The sequence below is a fragment of the Actinocorallia herbida genome, assembly GCF_003751225.1.
GTDB classification, from domain to species: domain Bacteria; phylum Actinomycetota; class Actinomycetes; order Streptosporangiales; family Streptosporangiaceae; genus Actinocorallia; species Actinocorallia herbida.
Genome location: NZ_RJKE01000001.1, coordinates 7,253,046 through 7,271,467 on the forward strand (window position 1 = coordinate 7,253,046; position 18,422 = coordinate 7,271,467).

Below are 18,422 nucleotides of genomic sequence, written 5' to 3' on the forward strand. Positions count from 1 at the left end.
CGTCCCCTTACCTCGCGGCGCCCGCCTGACCGCAACGCAGGCCGGCGCCGGATTCCAGAAAGGCGCCACCCGTGGCATCGGGATTTCCTTCACCTCGTTCACTTCCGTCACACGAGTCCCTTGAGGCATTCGGCTATGACGCGTCTCTCGCCGCGCATCTCGAATCCGGGCTCGAACCGGGCCGGGTCGTCCGGGTCGATCGCGGCGCCTGCGTCGTCGTCACCGCCGGAGGCACCCGCCAGGCCGTCAACCGGCTCGCCGAGCCGGTGCGCCCCTGCGTCGGCGACTGGGCGGGCGTCACGTCCGGCCGGGAGGCCGTGGTCCGACAGATCCTGCCTCGCCGCACCGCGATCGTCCGGGCCGCCGCGGCGCCCGGCGTCTCCGCGGGCCAGGTGCTCGCCGCCAACGTCGACATCGTCTACATCGCCGAGCCGGCGGTGCCCGAGATCGACCTCGGCCGGATCGAGCGGCTGCTCGCCCTCGTCTGGGAGAGCGGCGCCCGCCCCGTCGTGCTGATCACCAAGGCCGATCTGGCGGGCACCGTGCTGCCCGAGTCCGAGCTCGACAAGGTGGTCAGGGCCGCGCCCGGCGCCGAGGTCGTCGCGGTCTCCTCGGTCGCCCGCACCGGTCTCGAGGGCCTGGCGCCCCTGCCGGGCGAGACCGCGGTCGTGCTCGGCCGCTCCGGCGCGGGCAAGTCCACCCTGGTCAACGCGCTCGCCGGGCGCGAGGCGATGGCCACCGGCGAGATCCGCGAGGCCGACGGCCGGGGCAGGCACACCACCGTCCACCGGGAGCTGCTGCTCCTGCCGGGCGGCGGCATGGTCATCGACACCCCCGGACTCCGCTCGATCGGCCTCCAGGCCGACGGCGAGGGCGTGTCCCGCACCTTCGCCGACCTCGCCGAACTCGCCGAGGAGTGCCGCTTCACCGACTGCGCCCACACCACCGAACCGGGCTGCGCGGTCACCCGGGCCGTCGCCGACGGCACCCTCCCGGAGCGCCGGCTGGCCTCCTGGCGCAAACTCCAGCGCGAAGCCGAATGGGCGGCCTCCCGCACCGACGCCCGCCTCCGCGCCGAACGCGAGAACCGCTGGAAGTCCATCCACAAGGAAATGCGAGGCCGCAACCGCCCCTGACCGCGCCCCACCGCAACGCACCACCCGTGGGCCGGACCGCCCCAACGCGGCCCGGCCCACGGGCCCGAGCACCGTTCCCGAGTGCCCCGACCGGACCCCGCCCACAGACCGACCCCGCGAACCTCGGCACAGGCGAACAGGTCCCAGGCCGAGCCGCGCCGACGGAGGCTCCCCACACCAAAGGCCGGTCCCACGAACCTCGGGACGGGCGGGTGGGTCCCGGGCCTGGTGGGCCGGGCAGGTTGGGTCGGCTGGGCAGGCCGGGCGGGTTGGGCAGGCCGGGCGGGTTGGGTGGGCTGGGAGGGCAGGCCGGGCGGGTTGGGTGGGCTGGGGGTTCAGGGTGGTTCGGGTGGTGGTCTGGCTTTGTCGGGTTCGGGTGGGTTCGAGCTAGGAGGGGTCGGGGTGGGGGGTGTCGTGGGCTCGGGTGAGTTTGTCGACGGCGGCGTCGAGGAGGTCCGGGGGGAGGGTGAAGGGGAGGCGGAGGTGGCGGTGGTGGGCGCCTTCGGGGGAGAAGCGGTGGCCTGGGGTGAGGGCCAGGCCCAGGGCCGCGGCGCGTGAGGTCAGGCGGTCGGCGTCGGTGTCGAGGAGTTCCAGCCAGAGGGAGAGGCCGCCTTGCGGGAGCGCGAAGCGGCACCAGGGGAGGTCGCGTAGGCGGGCCGCGAGGTGGTCGCGCTGGGTCCTGAGGCGGCGTCTGCGCTCGTCGAGGATCTCGGCGCGGACGTCGAGGAGCCGGAGCGCGACGAGCTGGTCCAGCGGGGAAGGCGCCAGGGAGTGCGCGACGGGCAGCGCGGCCGACCGCGCGATCACGGCGGGGTGCGCCCTGATCCAGCCGACGCGGAGCCCCGGCCACAGGGACTTGCTGAGCGAGCCGATCGTCACCGTCCGCCGGTCGCCCGGCGCGGCGATCCGCGCGGGCGGCGGTGCGGCCGCGCGCAGGTCGAGGTCGCGCAGGGTCTCGTCCACCACCACGAGGGTGTCCTGCGCGGACAGGAGGCGGCGCAGGGCACCGCGCCGCTCGTCGTCCATGAGCAGCCCGGTCGGGTTGTGGAAGTCCGGGACGAGGTAGGTGAGCGCGGGGCCCGCCGCGGCGACGGTGCGGCCCAGGGCCGCGACGTCCCAGCCGTCGCCGGTCAGGGGCTGGGCGACCGGCCTGGCGCCTGCCGACCGGAACAGGGCGAGCGCTCCCGGGTAGGTGGGCGAGTCCGTCACGACCCGTGCGCCGCGCCGGACGAAGGCGGCGATGAGCAGCGCGAGCGCCGCGTCCGCGCCGCCGGTCAGCAGCACATGGCCTTCCCGGGTGGGCAGGCCCTGGTCGGTGTAGGCCGCGGCGATCGCGGCGCGCAGGTGCGCGGCGGGCCCGTCGGGGGCCAGCGCGGACGGGAGGCCGTCCGCCGCGCCCAGTACGGCGGCGTGCAGCGCGTCGAAGGGCGCGGCGGGTTCCGCGGCCGTCAGGTCCAGGGCCGCCTCGCGCCCGCCGGTGAGGGAGAGGCCCGCGGGCCAGGGGGCGAGGCCGCCCCGCAACCCGGGCGGGAGTGCGGTGACGCTGCCGGATCCGGTGCGCGTCGTGATCAGTTCGGCGGCGCGCAGTGCCCGGTAGGCGCTCGCGACGGTGCCCCGGGCCAGGCCGAGCACCTCGGCGAGCCGCCGTTCGGCGGGCATCCGGACGCCCAGCGCGAGCCGGCCGTCGTGGAGTGCCCGCTCGACGGCGTCGGCGAGAAGTCCCGCCGCGCTGCCCTCGCCGTCCCGCCACGAGCCCAGCAGCCGGGCCACTTCGAGGGCGGAGACCTGTCGCACGTCGACCATATGGTCCAATTTATTCTAATTGGACCATTACTAAAGGTTCGCCGCCACCTACCTTCGGCAAGAGAGCAGGCACCAACCCGAGAAAGCCGAACCAGATGTCACTCGAGTACCGGCACGTCGACGTGTTCGCGGCCGAACCGTTCACCGGCAACAGCCTCGCCGTCTTCCCCGACCGCCCCGACCTGACGGGCGCCCAGATGCTCGCCGTCACCCAGGAGCTGCGCCACTTCGAGACGATCTTCCTGCGGCCCACCGACGCGCCGGACGCGTTCGAGGCCCGGGTGTTCGACCTCATCGAGGAACTGGACTTCGCCGGGCACCCGATCCTCGGGGCCGCCGCCGTCCTCCACGAGCGGGCTGGGGGCGCCGGGACTCGGGAGTGGCGGTTCCGGCTCCCGCGCAAGACCGTCCAGGTCACCACGCGTCACACCGAGGGCCACTTCCAGGCCGCGCTCGACCAGGGCAGGCCCGAGTTCCTCGGCACCGTGCCCCCCGACGGCAGGGCGGAGATCGCCGAGGCGCTGCGGCTCCCCTCCGGGGCGCTCGCCGATCTGCCCCTCGAGGTCGTCTCGACCGGCCTGCGCTACCTCGTCGTCCCCGTGCGGGGGCGGCTGGTGGAGGCGCGGATCGTCCGCCAGGACTTCGCCGACCTGCTCGCCCGGCACGGCGCGCAGTTCGCGTACCTGCTCGACGTCGACGGCCTGGAGGGCAGGCACTGGAACAACGACGGCGTCATGGAGGACGTGGCGACGGGAAGCGCCGCCGGATGCGTCGGCGCCTACCTGGCGCGGCACGGCGTCGTGCCCGCCGGGCGGGAGTTCATCCTCCGGCAGGGCCGCTTCACCGGCCGGCCGAGCAGGATCGGCGTCCTCCCGGAGGGCTCCCCCGACGACCTCGAGAACATCCGCGTCTCCGGAGCCGTCGCGATGACGGCCCGCGGCACCCTCGACGCGGTTCCGGCGAAGACCGAGGAGTCCTGATGCCCGCGTTCCCCGTCCACACGGCCCCGGAGATCCGCGCGGCCGTCGGCGTCGACGACCTCCTGGAGCCGGTGGCCGAGGCGCTCGCCGCCTTCAGCACGGTGGAAGGGGCCAGGGCCCCGATCTCGGTGCTTCCCCTGAAGAACGGCGGCGACGCCCACCTCAAGGCCGCCTACCTGCCTGGGATGCCGCACTTCGTCGTCAAAGTGGCGACCTGGTTCCCCGCCAACCGCGCGCTCGGACTGCCCGAAGGCGGCGGGTTCGTCGCCCTCCTCGACGCCCGTACCGGGACCGTCACCGCGGTGCTGGAGGACGAGCACCACCTGTCCGATCTGCGGACCGCCGCGGCGGGCGCCGTCAGCGCCCGCGCCCTCGCCCGCCCCGACGCCTCCCGCGTCACCGTGATGGGCACCGGCAGGCAGGCGCGGTTGCAGGCCCACGCGCTCACCCGGGTCCGCGGCATCGACCACGTGACCGTCTGGGGACGCACCCCCGAAGGCGCGGCCCGCCTCGTCGGGCAGCTCCGCGAAGACCTCCCCGACCTGCCGGTCGAAGCCGTCGCCGACCCGGAGGCCGCCGTCCGCGACGCCGACGTGATCATCACCGCCACCGCCGGCACCTCTCCCGTCCTCCGGGGCGACTGGCTCCGCCCCGGCCAGCACATCACCGCGCTCGGCGCCGACGACGAGCACAAGCGCGAACTGGACGCCGGAGTCTTCGCCCGCGCGACCCGGATCTTCGTGGACGGCCGCGACCTGAACCTCCGCTACGGCGACGTGCACGCCGCCGTGGCCGCAGGCGAGATCACCCCCGACCGCATCACCGGCGAACTCGGCGAAGTCCTGTCCGGCCGCACCCCCGGCCGCCGCACGTCCAGCGACATCACGCTCGCCAAACTCATCGGCATAGGCCCCCAGGACCTGGCCGCCGCCGAAACCGCCGTCGCCCTCCTCACCCCCTGACCCCGGCCGCGCAGCGGACATCGGCCGCGCCTCCGCGAGCACGCGCCGCTCCCAGAAGGCCACCGCCGACCCGGGTCGCCAGGCGGCCTGCGGGAGCGCTCGGGGTGGGGTGCCGCGGCCGTCCTCGGAAGATCGGCGGATCCGTGCCCGAGGCGTCGGCGAGGAGGCTCCGACGCCGCCGCGGGGCGGGTTCCGGAGGTGCCGCGCGGCGATTTCGGCGTGGGTCAAGGCCGTGGAGGCGCGGTCCCGACGGGCAGCGTTGCTGCGCCCTCGTGCCGGAGGTGGTCGCGGGGGCCTAGAGGGGCTTGAGGTCGGGGCGTTTGGGGGCGCGGCCGTCTCCGGAGGAGATGCCCTTGAGGCGGCGTTGGACCCAGGGGGCGAAGTAGGCGCGCGCCCAGTGGAGGTCTTCACGGCGGGCGTCCTGCCAGGTCTTGGCGGAGGGCAGGGGCCAGGGGGCGCGCCAGTCGCCTTCGACGGGGACGCCGAGCCGCTCGGCCACGGCGAGGGCGAGACGGCTGTGGCCTTCGGGGGTGAGGTGCAGGCGGTCCTCGTGCCAGGCGGGGTCGGCGTTCAGCACGGGCATCGACCACAGGTCGACGACGGTCAGGCCGAGGCGATCGGCGATCGACCGGATGTGCAGGTTGTAGGTGGCGACCTTCCCGCGGAAGCGCCCGTCGCTCGCGCGGCCGTTGAGGCCCCGGAACTTCGGGTCGAACCCGGTGAACACGACGACCTCGGCGCCCGTCCCGCGCAGCGCGGCGAGGGCGTCGCGGTAGACGACGGCCATCTCGTCGGGGTCGGCGCCGGGGCGGATCATGTCGTTGCCGCCCGCGGAGATCGTGTACAGGTCGGCCCGCATCTCCACGGCCCGCGGCACCTGGTCCTCGGCGATCTGGCGCAGCAGCTTGCCCCGCACCGCGAGGTTCGCGTACAGCAGACCGGGCCGGGCGGCATCGAGGTGCCCCGCGAGCCGGTCGGCCCAACCGCGGAACTCGTCCGGCCGGTAGGGGTCGTTCAACCCCTCGGTGAAGCTGTCACCGAGGGCCACAAAAGATCGAATTTCCTTCTTCACCGCACCACTCACGGCATAAAGAGTGCATCATGCACATTGCCCTACGCGACCGTAAGAAGCGGTGATGACCGCCACGTCAGCGCAGGGGAATACGCAACTCGTGCTCCAGCGGAGGCTCCAGTTCCTGCGCCCGGCAGCCCGTCGCGCCGAAGCAGCGGATCCGCAGCTCGCCGGGGGTGACGTCGAGGCGCAGGAAGCTCTTGAAGAAGGGCGCGCTGTCGGTGTCGGAGGCCTCGGAGAACATGCGGTGGTAGGGCTTGTTGACCGGGAGCCGCAGCCACGGCCTGCGCTTGCGCCCGTCGGGGACGGCGAGGAGCGAGGCGATCATCCGGGCGCGCAGCCCTGGCACGACGCCGTGGGCCTCCGGCCGGGTCGGCGGGACGCCGAGCCGGCGGGAGACCGCCGCGGCGGCCTGGGGGTAGTCGATCTCGAAGAACCGGCGAAGGCCGAGACGACGCAGGCGCCGCCCGTACAGGCGGCTGTAGAAGACCAGGGAGTCTCCGCGCAGCGGGTGGCAGACGAAGTCGTCCTCGCCGACGAGGGTGACGCCGTCGCGCTTGACGTCCACGGCCGGGATCGTATGGGTCGCGTGCATGTACGCCCCGGAGCCTCCCGCGACGAGGTAGTCGATCCGCCGGCCCGCCACGTCGACCGGGTAGTGCTGGTAGTTGTGGATGTCGCCGCCGATCACCGCGACGTATCCGGTGGACCTGACGATCTCGTCGACGGTGCCGCCGCCCTCGATCGGGCACGGCCGGTACTCGTTGTTGCGGTAGATCGGCTTGCCGGTGATGAGGACCTTCGGCTTGGGATCGGCCGAGACCCGGCGCAGCCACTCGGCCTGCTCGCGGTCGATGCCGCCGCCGATCCCGGTGTCGAGGCCGATGACGCGCAGCCGCGGACTGTCGATGTACCAGTACGGGCCGGGCTGCTTGGCCTGCTGCGCGGGCTGGGCGCGCAGCGCGCGGGCCGCGGCGAACGCGGACTCGTCCGTGGGCTCGGGCCTGCGCCACAGCCGCCGCGCGAGCGGTCCCCACCGGGGATGCCACGACGCGCCGGGCGCGCCGTCACCGATGCGGTCGCAGAAGACGCGCATGAACCCTTCGAGCCCGTCGTACCAGTCGTGGTTGCCCGGAACCGCGTAGATGGGCGCCGGGTAGGCCTGGTAGGGCTTGAAGAACACCTGCGCGTAGTCGTTGATCGACCCGACGGGGTAGTTCACGTCGCTGGCGAACACCGCGAAGTCCGTGCCCTGCCCGGCCTTGAGCATGCCGGGGACGACGGCGTACTGCGAGGAGTCGCCCTCGCCCGGGTCGCCCAGGACGAGGAAGGAGAACTCCTCCCCTTCGGCGCGCATCGGGGTCTCGTCGGGCACCCCGACCCAGCGGCGGCGCAGTTCGTCGACGGGATCGCCGAACCACTTGGCGATGACGTCGTTGCGCGAGCGCCACAGCACCGACGGCCGCATCCAGGAGAGCGCGGGCCGCGGACCGAGATCGGGGTAGACGCCGGGCTCCGCACAGTCCCATCGGGAGAGCTGCTGTGAACTTCGGGGGGAGGTCACCCTTCAAGGCGACCACGCCGCACCGCTCTGGATCAAGAGCCCGCAGTGATCTTTCGTGACGGATATGCCGGTCAGCAACCTTCCACCCTCACGAAACACCCCAAGTCAGGCACCGTGCGGGGTCAGAAACCCTGGCCGGGAACCCGTGGGTCGTCGGCGGAGACGATCTCCCGGCCCAGCGGGGTGAGGGAGACGGGGATCAGCTTGAAGTTCGCGATGCCCAACGGGATGCCGATGATCGTGATGCAGAGGGCGATACCGGTCATGAGGTGCCCGATCGCCAGCCAGATTCCGGCCACGATGATCCAGATGACGTTGCCGATCGCGGACCCGACCCCGGCCGACTCCTTCTGGGTGATCTTCTTGCCGAAAGGCCAGAGTGCGAAGACGCCGATGCGCCAAGCGGCGACCCCGAACGGGATCGTGATGATCAGGATGAAGCAGATGAGCCCGGCCACGAAGTAGCCGAGCGCCATCCAGAACCCACACAGGACGAGCCAGATGATGTTCAGCAGAGTTCGCATGCTTCGACCCTAACTCGCGGTCGTCCGCCCCCACCTCCCTCACACGAGGGAGCCGACCCCTAGGGGGTCCGGGACCTCGGGGGCGAGCCGTCGGATCGCCCCCGAGGGGTCAGGAGGCGGGGGCGGCGGCGTCTGCGGCGTCCCGGTCGAAGGTGTTGCGGATCCAGAGCAGGGAGAGGACGGCGAGGAACATCGCGGGGACCAGGACGAGCATGGCCAGGGCCAGCGGTTCGCCGGAGTAGCCGGTGGCGGCGATCCGGTCGGACGTGAAGCCGATGAGCAGGGGCCCCAGGGCGCCGCCCAGGGTCACCAGGAAGGTCAGGAGGGCGAAGCCCATGCCTCGGCGGGCCGAAGGGACCACGTCGGCGGAGGCCGCGGTGAGATTGGGGATGGCGGCGGCGAAGCCGGCGCAGGCGACGGCGACGAGGGTGATGCGGAGCCCCAGGCCGGGGAGCAGTACCGCGCCGGTGAGGGACACCGCACCGATGAAGAGGAAGCCCGTGGCGACCCTGATGCGCCAGCCGGGGCGCAGGCCGTGGTGGCGGTCGCCCATGCGACTGCCGATCAGGATGCCGACGACGATTCCGGTGCCGCCCACTCCCCCGGCCAGGCCGGAGGCCGCGTCGTAAGCCAGGTCCTCGGTGCGCTCCAGGAAGGTCGGGAGCCAGTAGAAGAGCCCCGCCACGGCCAGGGACAGGAGGGCCTGACCGAGGATGATGCCCTTGAGGGTGCGGACACGGAGCAGGGAGCGGGCCTCCGCGATCAACGAGACGCCCTCGGCGCCCTCTGTAGCCTGCTCGGCTGCGGCGTCCGGGCTCACCGGGGCGTCGCGGAGCCTGTCGAAGGCGTCTCCCAGCCCTCGGATGGGCTCCTTGACCGTCAGCACGAGCAGGGCGACCAGCAGGCCGGGGACCGCGGCCACGAAGAAGACCGCGCGCCAGTCCAGCGCCTCGGCCACCGCGCCGCCGAGGATGACGCCCGTGGGCAGGCCCATGTAATAGCCCGCGCGCTCGAAGCCGAACGCCTTGCCCCGGCTTCTCGCCGGGTAGTAGTCCGCGAGCAGGCTGGACGCGGGCGGGTTGTAGAGCTGCCCGGCCGCGCCGAGCAGCACCCTGACCCCGAAGAACATGACGAACGTCGTCGCCAGGCCGCTGAGCACCGAGCAGAGCGACCAGATCAGCACCACGATCGCGATCGTCGCGACCCGGGGCGCGCGGTCGGCGAGCCGCCCGGCCGGGAGCAGGAGCAGCGCCGCGGCGATGCTCGCGGCGGTCGGGATCGCGCCGCCCGCGGTGTCGCTGAAGCCGAAGTGGTCCTGGATCGCCGGGAGCGCCCCGGAGATGAGGTTGATCTCGATCCGGTCGATGAACGCGACGAGCGCGACGACGACCGCGGGCCACCACCCGAGCGGCGCCGCCTTGTCCAGGTCGACCGTGCGCGCGGGGCGCTTGGGGAACACGGGGATCTCCACGGTGGCTCCGCGCGGGGCGGTGGACCCCGTCGGCGGCTCTGGCGCCTTGTCGTGCGTGTCGGTCAAGGGATCCGCTCCTCTCGGCTGATGGATCGCGCCGGGGCCCGGATCGTACAAACTTCAAGGAACAACCGTGTTTCACGGCACCGCGGGCACGCGGCCGCACCCAGACCCGAACGTCTCGATATGTGAGACGCGAACCGGCGGTCCGCGGCGTGGAGCTGCGCGACCGCCGACGGCCGGCCGGGCCCTCTGACGCGCGACGCCGTCCCACCATGTGGGACACGCCGGATTCACGGCCGGATGATATTGAGCGCGGAGGGCAGCGCGCGGACGGTGACGGGGAGCCAGCCTGGGAGTTCGCCGTCGCACCCGTAAGGCAGCGGCCGGGAGGACGCGATGTGGATCTCGGCGCAGCGAAGGGTCTCCACCTCGGGCCGCCGGATGTGGGCGCCGCTCTCCAGCTCCTGCATGACGGTCAGGAACATCCGCCGGGAGGCGTGCTTGATGATGACGATGTCGAGGAGCCCGTCGTCGACCGACGCCATGGGGGCGATCTTCCGGCCGTAGCCGTAGTAGCCGGAGTTGGCGGCCACCACCGTGTAGGCCCCGCGTTCCAGCCGCTCTCCGTCGACCGTCACGGTGTAGGTGACGGGCTTCCATGACGCGAAAGCCCTGACGGCGCCCCACGTGTAAGACGCCTTGCCTTTGAGCCATGTCCTGTTCGCGTGGGCGTTCGCCAGCGCGTCCACACCCGCGTAGACGCTGCCCAGGGCGGCCTCTCCCCCGGCCTCGATGGCGTCCGTCGGCCGCGCCTCGCCGTGGAGCAGCAGTTCGGCGAGCTTCGAAGGCTCGGTGGGAAGGCCCAGCTGACGAGCGAAGTCGTTGCCGCGTCCGGCCGGGACGATGGCGTACTCCGCACCGGTGCCTACGAGGGCTCCCCCTACCGTCCCGGCTATGCCGTCGCCGCCTACGCCCAGCACTGTGTCGCCCCGGGCCGCGGCCTGCCTCGCGAGGTCCGCGGCGTGCCGAAGGTCCCGGCTGTAGTCGACCTGGAGGGACGCGCCCGCGTCACGCAGGAGGCGGGCGAGGCCGAACAGCGCCTGGGCCGACGACCCGCCTCCGGCCGTCGGGTTCACGACCGCGGTGAACGACCTCACGGGATCAGCACGCCCGGGTTGAGCACCCCGGCAGGGTCGACGCGCGCCTTGACCGCGCGCAGGATCTCGACGCCGAGCGGGCCGATCTCCTCGGCGTACGCGGCGCGGTGGTCGGTGCCGACGCCGTGGTGGTGGCTGATCGAGCCGCCTGCCGCCAGGATCGCCGCGTTCACCGCGGGCTTGGCGGTGTCCCAGTCGATGTCGGGGGTGACGATCGTGAAGTACAGCGAGGCTGCCGAGGGATACACGTGCGAAATGTGGCACATCACCAGATGGCCCGGCAATGCCCCCAGCACCGCCTGATACAGGGCCGGGATGTTCGACCAGAAGGTCGTCGTCTCCAGGGTTTCGACGAACGCGCCGACGTCCAGCAGGGAATCGCGCAGGTAGGGGGCGGCGAACCTGCCGTGCGCCCAGCCGTCGCCGGGGCCCTCGCCGAGGTCGGTGCCGCCCTCCTCGATCAGGATCTCCCGTACGCGGGCCCGCCTATCGGCGACGTCTCGCGGCTCGCCCTCGAACCCCACGATCGCGAGGCACCCTGAGCCGCCCTCCTCCCCGATGGCGCCGGACTGGGCGAGGTTGACCAGCGTCTCGGTCTCGTCGGACAGCCGCAGGACCGTGGGAACGGGCCCGTCCTGGATGATCCGGCGCAGCGCGCGCGACCCGGTGGCGAAGTCCGCGAACCGCCACCCTTCATACTTCTTCACCTCGGGAACCGGCCGGATCCGGACGGTGACCGAGGTGATCACCCCGAAGGCCCCTTCCGAGCCCAGGACGAGCTGCCTCAGGTCGGGCCCGGCCGCCGACTTCTGCGCCCGGCCCAGGGTGAGCGTCCCGGTGGGCGTGGCGACGGTCAGCCCGACGACGTTCTCGTCGAACCGCCCGTATCCGGCGGAGGACTGGCCGCTGGAGCGGGCCGCGGCGAACCCGCCGACGCTCGCCCACTCGAACGACTGCGGGAAGTGGCCGAGGGTGAACCCGTGCTCGGCGAGCAGCTCCTCGACGCGCGGGCCGCGCAGGCCCGGCTCCAGGGTCGCGGTCCGGCTGACGGGGTCGACGGCGACGAGCCGGTCGAGACGCCGCAGATCCAGGGCGACGAATCCGGCGAATCCGCTGTCGTCCGGGGCGAGCCCGCCCACCACCGACGTTCCCCCGCCGAAGGGGACGACCGCGAACCCGTGCTCAGTGGCCAGCTCCAGCACCTTGACCACCGCGTCGTGCCCGTCGGGCAGCACGACCGCGTCCGGCGCGGCCGAGACGTCGCCGCTCCGGAGCGCCAGAAGGTCGGGCGTCGACTTGCCGCGCGTGTGCCTGACCCGGCTTTCCGCGTCGGTCCGCACGACGGCGACCTCGCCGAGTGCCCGGAGCGCCGCCGCGGAGAGCCGCGACGGCCGGGGCGCGAGGTCCGCCAGCGCGACGGGCGCGGCCTCGCGGGGCTTGACGCCCAGGAGATCGCGCAGCAGGGTCGTGATCTTCTCGGGGAGCGGCGCCGCCTGGGCCGGGTCGCCCCATCCCGACCAGGAGATCTCAGGTTCGGACATGCTCGCTCCTCGTTCGCCGGGACCGTCGGATGTGGTTCACTGTGACACATGACGTCAGTTCGTCACAACACCGGCCACGGCGCCTCCGGGGCCGCGCCCACCAACGACGCGGTGCTCGACGCGGCTCGGGACTGCGTGCTCGCCGTCGGGGTGCGCCGCACCACGCTCACCGACATCGCGCGCCGCGCGGAAGTCTCCCGGATGACGCTCTACCGCCGCTGGCCCGACGTGCGGACGATCGTCGGCGACCTCATGACCCGCGAATGGCTGGCGCTGGCCGCCTCGGTGCTCGAGGCGGACCCGTCCGGCGACGCCAGGAGCCGTCTCGTGCAGACGCTCGTGCGCGGCACCGTCGCCTTCCGGGCGCACCCGCTGCTGCGCAAGATCCTCGAAGTGGATCCCGAACTCCTGCTCCCCTACCTGCTCACCCGTACGGGCGCGAGCCAGGAGGCGTTCCTCGACCTCATAGAGGACGCGCTGGAGCACGGGCACACGGACGGCTCCATACGCCCCGGCTCCACGCCGCTCCAAGCGCGCGCGCTTCTCCTGGTCGTCCAGGGCTTCGCGCTGTCCCTCCCCACGATGGCCGGGGAAGGCGATCTCTCCCCGGCGGCCTTCGACGCCGAACTCCGCCGCATCCTCGACCGCACCTTGGCGCCCTGACCTTGAGCGAGCACCCCATGAGCACTTCCCTCAACGCCGCCCGACGCGCGGGCGACCTCGCCGCGGCCTCCGGCGAGGTCGCCGACGTCCTGGTGATCGGCCTCGGCGTCACCGGGGCGGGCGTCGCCCTGGACGCCGCCGCGCGCGGCCTCAAGGTCACCGCGATCGACGCCCACGACCTCGCCTTCGGCACCTCCCGGTGGAGTTCCAAGCTCGTCCACGGCGGCCTGCGCTACCTCGCCTCCGGCCAGGTCGACGTGGCCCGCGAGAGCGCGATCGAGCGCGGGATCCTCATGACCCGCACGGCCCCGCATCTGACCCGCCGGATGCCGTTCGTGCTGCCGCTGACCCCGCTCGTCTCGCGCCGGAGCGAGCTGCTCACCGGGATCGGCCTGCGCGCGGGCGATCTGCTGCGGATGAGCGCGGGCACGCCCCGGGGCGTGCTGCCCGGCCCGTCCCGGCTGTCGGCCGCCGCGACGCTGCGGACCGCGCCCGTGCTGCGCCCCGCGGGGCTGCGCGGCGGCCTCCTGTCGTGGGACGGCCAGCTCCACGACGACGCCCGCCTGGTCACCGCCATCGCCCGCACGGCCGCCGGGCACGGGGCCCGGATCATCACCCGCTGCCGCGCGCTGGAGGCGACGGGCGAGGGCGTCCGTGTGCGGGACGAGCTGACCGGCGCCGAGCACGACCTGCGCGCCCGCCGGGTGGTCAACGCCGCCGGCGTCTGGGCGGGATCGCTCGTGCCGGGCGTCACCCTGCGCCCGTCTCGCGGCACCCACCTCGTCCTGGACGGGCTGGTCTTCGGCGGGATGCGGACGGGCATGCACCTCCCCATCCCGGGCACCCTGAACCGGTTCGCCCTGGTCCTCCCCCAGGACGACGGCCGTGTCTACGTCGGCCTCACCGACGAGCCCGTCGACGACATCCCGGACGTCCCGACCGCGCCCGAGTCCGACATCGGGTTCCTCCTCGACCTCCTCGGCACGGTCCTCGACGTCCCGGTCCGGAGGTCCGACGTGCTCGGGGCCTTCGCGGGCCTCAGGCCGCTCCTCGACGCCGAAGGCACCACCGCCGACATCTCCCGCAGGCACGCGGTCCTGAAGTCCCCAGAAGGGATCGTGACGGTCGTCGGAGGCAAGCTTACGACGTACCGCAGGATGGCCGAGGACACCGTGGACGCCCTCGGGCTCACCGCCACCCCTTCCCCCACGGCCTCTCTGCCCCTCGTCGGCGCCGCCTCCCTCGGCGAGCTCGCCAGGATCAAGGCCCCGTCGCGGCTCGTCCGCCGGTACGGCGCGGAGGCGTCGGCGATGGCGGAACTCGCCGCCTCGGACCCGTCGCTGCTGGAGCCGATCGTCACGGGGCGTCCCCATCTGCGGATCGAGTGGGCGTGGGCGGTCCGGCATGAAGGCGCGCTCGACCCGACCGACCTGGTGGACCGCAGGACCCGGCTGGGTCTGTCCGATGCCGATCGCGCGCGAGCCCTGCCGCTGGCCAGGGCGTATTTCTGAACGAAACTTCCAAGCCGCGGAGGTGTGTCACCGGGGGTGGCAGGGGAAGGACAAGTTAGGTTAGGGTGTCCTAACTATTGCTCGGGGGAGGTCCTTCCTTTGTCACGCTCGGTCTCGTGTGAGCACTGCCCAGGCGGTCATCTGGGACAGAAGCCCTGCTTGGCGAGCGCGACGACGAAGGCCAACTCCTGGCTCCTCATCGAGCACTCCGGCCCCTGGCCGCGCAAGATCGAGGAGCTGGGCCTGCCGGTGATCGACCGGGCGATCGCGCACGGCGTGCGCCCGCAGCTGATCCGCCGCAGCGGCCGCCGCGCCCAGACCCCTCCCCTGCGCGTCTACGTCGGCTGGTCCGGGGAGAACCCGTGGCTGGAGACCCGCGTGGTCTCCGACATGGCCGAACTCGACGATCTCGACCTCGCCGCGGTGGCGCTCGGCCGTCGTCCCGGCTTCGGCGAACCCACCCTGGAGCCGCTGCTGCTGGTGTGCACGCACGCCAAGCGCAACGCGTGCTGCGCCCGGACGGGCACCCCGCTCGCTCGCGGCCTCGCGGCCGGATACGGCGACCTGGTCTGGGAGACGAGCCACGTGGGCGGCGACAGGTACGCGGCCAACCTCGTGTGCCTGCCGCACGGCATCTACTACGGCGCCCTGGACGGAGAGACCGCGCGCGAGGCCGTGGACGCCTACCTGCGCGGCGAGGTCGTGCTGGACCGGCTGCGCGGCCGCGCGGGCATCCCCGAGCCCGCCCAGGCCGCCGAGCACTTCGTCCGGGCGCACACCGGATTGCTCGGTCTGGACCAAGTCAGGGTAATATCCGTCACCGGTACCGGCCCCTATATGACGAGGGTCACAGCCGCCGGAAACGTGTGGTACGGCACGGTTGAACTGGTGAGCAGCCTCGGTGGCTGCGGTCACGACTGCGATGAGACGGTCGAGACATACCAAATGAGGGACCTGGCCCTTCACAGCGAGGCGGCCCTCGTGTAATCTCTGCGAGGCCCCATTCAGTGGGGATGCTGCGCCGCGGGCTCACCCATCATAGGGAACACAGCGGCAACTCCGGACGTTGAAAATTTTGACGCTACCAAGCGTCGGCAACGTCTATGTCCTTATTTGCTCAGAAATCAACTGAGGTGGGTGTTTCATGGCTCAGGTACGTCGGCAGGCTAACCTCCCCCGTCCCAGCTGGGGCTGGCAGGACGCCGCCGCGTGCCGGGGGGAAGACCTTGTGCTCTTCTTCGGCCCCGACGGCGAGCGTCAGCCCGAGCGGGAGATCCGAGAGCGCAAGGCGAAGCAGGTCTGCATGGGCTGCCCCGTCCGCTCGGAGTGTCTGGACTACGCCGTCTCCCGTCCGGAGAAGTACGGCACGTGGGGCGGACTGAACGAGGACGAGCGCGCTTCCGAGCGTCGCCGCCGCATGCGTCGCGCCAACGCCGCGTAAAGATCGGCCGCCGTTAACCCCGGCACCACAGATGCGCCTCCGGCCTCGCATTGCGCGAGGCCGTTTGCGTTCCACGCCACGGATCGGCGCGCGCCGCCGTTCCCCTGACCCTTGGTTCTTCGCACAACGATCTGTGACGTGGGACTCGGGAAATGCGAAAAGGCCCTCCATCGGAGGGCCTTTTGTGTTACACGTCTCGTGGTCGCGCTCACATCGCGGGGACACATCCGCGGGAGAGAAAGAAACGGATTCCGCACTCCGCGGCGCGCCCGCGCGGCTACAGCCGCGAGGACAGCCAGCGCAGGGTGTTCTCCCGGGTGAGCAGGCCGAGGGTCGCGTCGTCCACACCGCACAGGCGGAGGGCCGGCACGAACTCGGTGAGGACCGCGCCGAAACCCGGACCGCCGTAGTGCGCGATGTGGCTTTGCCGGGTGACGCCGGAGCCGATCAGGAGCCGGTCGGCGTGGCCCGCCTCGATCAGCTCCAGGGCATGCCGCAGGGAGGCGTCGCCGGAGTGGGCGACGTCGCCGAACGACACGTACGCGCCGAGTTCGGCGATCTTGCGGTGCACCGCGGGGTCCGCGCCGTCGGCCTGCTGGCCGATCGCGATCCGCTCGGGGGCGACGCCCATGTCCAGGAGCACCTCGAGCTGGGCCAGCCCGGGCCGGCCGTAGGTGGCGATGGGAAGGGAGGTCTCCAGGGCGGCGAGGGCGGCGCCGCGCAGGGCCTTGTCCTCGCCGGGGGTCGGGATCTCGCCCCACACGCCGACCTCGCCGATGACGCCCGGCAGGACGCTGGTGCCGTCCATGCCGAACCCGATCTCGGCGATCAGCCGCTCGGCGATCTGCTCGGGGTCCATGTCGGCCATGGCGACGGGGTGGAACGGGTCCGCGAAGTAGCCCGTGGAGGCGACGACCGCGACCCGGCTGGCCGCGGAGATGCGGGCCAGCGCGGAGGCGTCGCGACCCATGCCGAGGCAGGTGAGGTCGACGACCAGGCCCAGCTCGTGCTCCTTGCGCAGCGCGGTCAGCTCGGCGGCGACGTGCAGCTCCTCGTCGAGCCAGCGGTGCGGGTCGGACTCCGCCCGCACCGGCCAGCGCAGGTCCATGCGCAGGTGCTCGCGGGAGAGGACGCGGCCGGTCAGGGCGGAGAGCTGGGCGGGGCCCGTGACCGTGCGGATACGGGCTTCGCCGGTAGGGGCATGGAGAGGGAGGGCCGTCATAAAACGCAAGGTTAAGCGAACTTTGCCGGATTAGTGAATGGGGCCCGAATTCTTTACCAATGCCGCGGCGCGGGCCCTTGACGTGCTGACGCTGGGCCAGAGCTTGTCGACCTCGGCGTTCAGGCACGCCCCCACCAGGACGGCGAACGCCGTGACGTACAACCAGGCCATGAAGGCGATCGGGGCCGTCAGGGACGCGCTCACCGACACCCCGCTCACGGTCCCGGAAAGGTAGATCCGCAAAAGGACGCTGCCCGCGACCCAGAAGACCATGGCCACCACGGCCCCCGGCATCTCGCGCCACCAGGCCGTGCGCACCGGGACGCTCAGGTGGTAGAGCAGCGCGAGAAAAAGGATCAATAGGAGGACGGTGAAAGGCCAGTAAAGCAAGGAGAGCAGCCGGGAACTCGCCGGGATCGTGCTGCGCACCAGCGCCGGACCGAGGATCATGAACGGGATCACCAGCACCGCCACGAAGAGGCCGACGATGTAGAGCAGGAAGGCCTGGAGCCGGGTCCGGACGACGCCGCGGACGCCGTCGAGCCCGTAGGTGATGGTGATCGTGTCGACGTAGACGCTCATCGCGCGCGATCCCGCCCACAGGCAGGTGAGGAAGCCGACCGAGATGATCGCGATCTTCTCGCCGCGCACGACGTCGTCGACCAGGGGTTCCACCACGCTGTCCACGGCGGGCTCGGTGAGGAACGCGCGCGACTTGGCGATGATCCAGTTGCTGATCTCCCCCACCGTCTCCGGCCCCAGCAGCCCGCGCATGTGGCCGACGCTGGAGATGAGGCCCAGGACCAGGGGCGGCAGCGACAGCAGCGCCCAGAAGGCGGCCTCCGCGGCGAGACCCGTGATCCGGTAGTTGAAGGCGGTGACCGACGTCCCCTTCACCAGGAGCCACAGCACGCGCAGCAGAGCGGTGGCGCGGCGGGCTGGCGGGGACGCGGGGGACTCCACCACCCGCGGGACGGCTGACGTCACGGACAACACCGTAGGGGGTCGCGTACCCGGATCATTCGCTCTCGCTCTAACTCGATCGTTCGTGCCGCGGGTTCGGCCGCCTGGCGGCCTATGATGTCCGACACACCACTGTGGTATCGGACACTCGTCACGATAGGTGACACTAGAGCATGATCTGCCCTCAGTGCCGAAACCGTCACCACGAGGATTGCCCCGGTGGAACCTGGTGCGACTGCCAGCACCAGTCCCCCGCGGAACCCGTCGACGAAGCACCCCTGAACTGGGTCAGGCAGGGGTGAAGATGATCGTTCTCGCCTGTCCACATGCCGGACGCGGCTGGACAACGGCCGCTACCGCGTGTCAAAGTCATGGCATGACTGCTGCCTCCGACCCGTTGCTGGTGACT

General features: G+C 72.2%; 16 protein-coding genes. 7 read left to right on the forward strand and 9 right to left on the reverse strand.

Features of this window, described 5'->3' with window-relative positions; translation table 11 throughout:
* The first annotated feature begins 71 nt into the window (after positions 1-71).
* Positions 72-1,136, forward strand: a complete 1,065-nt coding sequence (gene rsgA, locus EDD29_RS33090; RefSeq protein ID WP_123668197.1) for a ribosome small subunit-dependent GTPase A — start codon at positions 72-74, stop codon at positions 1,134-1,136.
* A 387-nt stretch (positions 1,137-1,523) separates the two neighbouring features.
* Here the strand turns inward: rsgA and EDD29_RS33095 are convergent, their stop codons facing one another.
* Complete coding sequence (locus EDD29_RS33095; protein WP_123668198.1) at positions 1,524-2,939, reverse strand: aminotransferase-like domain-containing protein; 1,416 nt, start codon at positions 2,937-2,939, stop codon at positions 1,524-1,526.
* A 95-nt stretch (positions 2,940-3,034) separates the two neighbouring features.
* Between EDD29_RS33095 and EDD29_RS33100 the strand changes: the two genes are divergently transcribed.
* Together EDD29_RS33100 and EDD29_RS33105 are read left to right on the forward strand one after the other, a co-directional pair.
* Positions 3,035-3,919 carry a PhzF family phenazine biosynthesis protein gene (locus tag EDD29_RS33100; protein ID WP_123668199.1) on the forward strand — a complete coding sequence of 295 codons (885 nt, stop codon included), beginning with the start codon at positions 3,035-3,037 and terminating at the stop codon, positions 3,917-3,919.
* On the forward strand, positions 3,919-4,881 hold the full coding sequence (locus EDD29_RS33105; RefSeq protein ID WP_123668200.1) for an ornithine cyclodeaminase family protein: 963 nt from the start codon (positions 3,919-3,921) through the stop codon (positions 4,879-4,881). Before EDD29_RS33100 ends, EDD29_RS33105 begins: the two co-directional genes overlap by 1 nt.
* A gap of 295 nt (positions 4,882-5,176) precedes the next feature.
* Here EDD29_RS33105 and EDD29_RS33110 read toward each other — a convergent pair whose 3' ends face one another.
* From EDD29_RS33110 to EDD29_RS33135, 6 genes are all read right to left on the reverse strand, one after another.
* Complete coding sequence (locus EDD29_RS33110; RefSeq protein WP_425454992.1) at positions 5,177-5,965, reverse strand: SGNH/GDSL hydrolase family protein; 789 nt, start codon at positions 5,963-5,965, stop codon at positions 5,177-5,179.
* Positions 5,966-6,029: 64 nt separating this feature from the next.
* Positions 6,030-7,517 carry a metallophosphoesterase family protein gene (locus EDD29_RS33115; protein WP_123668202.1) on the reverse strand — a complete coding sequence of 496 codons (1,488 nt, stop codon included), beginning with the start codon at positions 7,515-7,517 and terminating at the stop codon, positions 6,030-6,032.
* A gap of 122 nt (positions 7,518-7,639) precedes the next feature.
* A complete protein-coding gene (locus EDD29_RS33120; RefSeq protein ID WP_123668203.1) occupies positions 7,640-8,041 on the reverse strand; it encodes a YccF domain-containing protein in 402 nt (133 codons plus the stop codon).
* Positions 8,042-8,150: 109 nt separating this feature from the next.
* Positions 8,151-9,578 (reverse strand): MFS transporter, encoded by a 1,428-nt coding sequence (locus EDD29_RS33125; RefSeq protein ID WP_170201683.1) that lies wholly within the window; start codon positions 9,576-9,578, stop codon positions 8,151-8,153.
* 227 nt (positions 9,579-9,805) lie between these two features.
* Entirely contained in the window at positions 9,806-10,672 is an 867-nt protein-coding gene (locus tag EDD29_RS33130) for a diacylglycerol/lipid kinase family protein (RefSeq protein WP_123668205.1), read from the reverse strand.
* Positions 10,669-12,213, reverse strand: coding sequence for an FAD-binding oxidoreductase (locus tag EDD29_RS33135; RefSeq protein ID WP_123668206.1), 1,545 nt, complete (start codon positions 12,211-12,213; stop codon positions 10,669-10,671). Before EDD29_RS33135 ends, EDD29_RS33130 begins: the two co-directional genes overlap by 4 nt.
* Positions 12,214-12,261: 48 nt before the next feature.
* Between EDD29_RS33135 and EDD29_RS33140 the strand changes: the two genes are divergently transcribed.
* From EDD29_RS33140 to EDD29_RS33155, 4 genes are all read left to right on the forward strand, one after another.
* Positions 12,262-12,876 carry a TetR/AcrR family transcriptional regulator gene (locus tag EDD29_RS33140; protein WP_123668207.1) on the forward strand — a complete coding sequence of 205 codons (615 nt, stop codon included), beginning with the start codon at positions 12,262-12,264 and terminating at the stop codon, positions 12,874-12,876.
* 17 nt (positions 12,877-12,893) lie between these two features.
* Positions 12,894-14,387 carry a glycerol-3-phosphate dehydrogenase/oxidase gene (locus tag EDD29_RS33145; RefSeq protein ID WP_123668208.1) on the forward strand — a complete coding sequence of 498 codons (1,494 nt, stop codon included), beginning with the start codon at positions 12,894-12,896 and terminating at the stop codon, positions 14,385-14,387.
* Positions 14,388-14,546: 159 nt separating this feature from the next.
* Positions 14,547-15,374 carry a ferredoxin family protein gene (locus EDD29_RS33150; RefSeq protein WP_246053130.1) on the forward strand — a complete coding sequence of 276 codons (828 nt, stop codon included), beginning with the start codon at positions 14,547-14,549 and terminating at the stop codon, positions 15,372-15,374.
* A 157-nt stretch (positions 15,375-15,531) separates the two neighbouring features.
* Positions 15,532-15,828: a WhiB family transcriptional regulator gene (locus EDD29_RS33155; protein WP_123668210.1), complete on the forward strand. Its 297-nt coding sequence runs from the start codon at positions 15,532-15,534 to the stop codon at positions 15,826-15,828.
* A 277-nt stretch (positions 15,829-16,105) separates the two neighbouring features.
* Here the strand turns inward: EDD29_RS33155 and EDD29_RS33160 are convergent, their stop codons facing one another.
* Positions 16,106-17,050 (reverse strand): phosphotriesterase family protein, encoded by a 945-nt coding sequence (locus EDD29_RS33160; RefSeq protein ID WP_123668211.1) that lies wholly within the window; start codon positions 17,048-17,050, stop codon positions 16,106-16,108.
* A gap of 30 nt (positions 17,051-17,080) precedes the next feature.
* Entirely contained in the window at positions 17,081-18,037 is a 957-nt protein-coding gene (locus EDD29_RS33165; protein WP_246053131.1) for a YihY/virulence factor BrkB family protein, read from the reverse strand.
* Between the last annotated feature and the right edge of the window lie 385 nt (positions 18,038-18,422).

Excerpts from the sequence above, each read along its gene's own strand:
- EDD29_RS33095 (WP_123668198.1), bottom strand. The coding sequence starts at position 2,939 with ATGGTCGACGTGCGACAGGTCTCCGCCCTCGAAGTGGCCCGGCTGCTG.
- EDD29_RS33100 (WP_123668199.1), top strand. The coding sequence starts at position 3,035 with ATGTCACTCGAGTACCGGCACGTCGACGTGTTCGCGGCCGAACCGTTC.
- EDD29_RS33105 (WP_123668200.1), top strand. The coding sequence starts at position 3,919 with ATGCCCGCGTTCCCCGTCCACACGGCCCCGGAGATCCGCGCGGCCGTC.
- EDD29_RS33120 (WP_123668203.1), bottom strand. The coding sequence starts at position 8,041 with ATGCGAACTCTGCTGAACATCATCTGGCTCGTCCTGTGTGGGTTCTGG.
- EDD29_RS33135 (WP_123668206.1), bottom strand. The coding sequence starts at position 12,213 with ATGTCCGAACCTGAGATCTCCTGGTCGGGATGGGGCGACCCGGCCCAG.
- EDD29_RS33140 (WP_123668207.1), top strand. The coding sequence starts at position 12,262 with ATGACGTCAGTTCGTCACAACACCGGCCACGGCGCCTCCGGGGCCGCG.
- EDD29_RS33145 (WP_123668208.1), top strand. The coding sequence starts at position 12,894 with ATGAGCACTTCCCTCAACGCCGCCCGACGCGCGGGCGACCTCGCCGCG.
- EDD29_RS33155 (WP_123668210.1), top strand. The coding sequence starts at position 15,532 with ATGGCTCAGGTACGTCGGCAGGCTAACCTCCCCCGTCCCAGCTGGGGC.
- EDD29_RS33160 (WP_123668211.1), bottom strand. The coding sequence starts at position 17,050 with ATGACGGCCCTCCCTCTCCATGCCCCTACCGGCGAAGCCCGTATCCGC.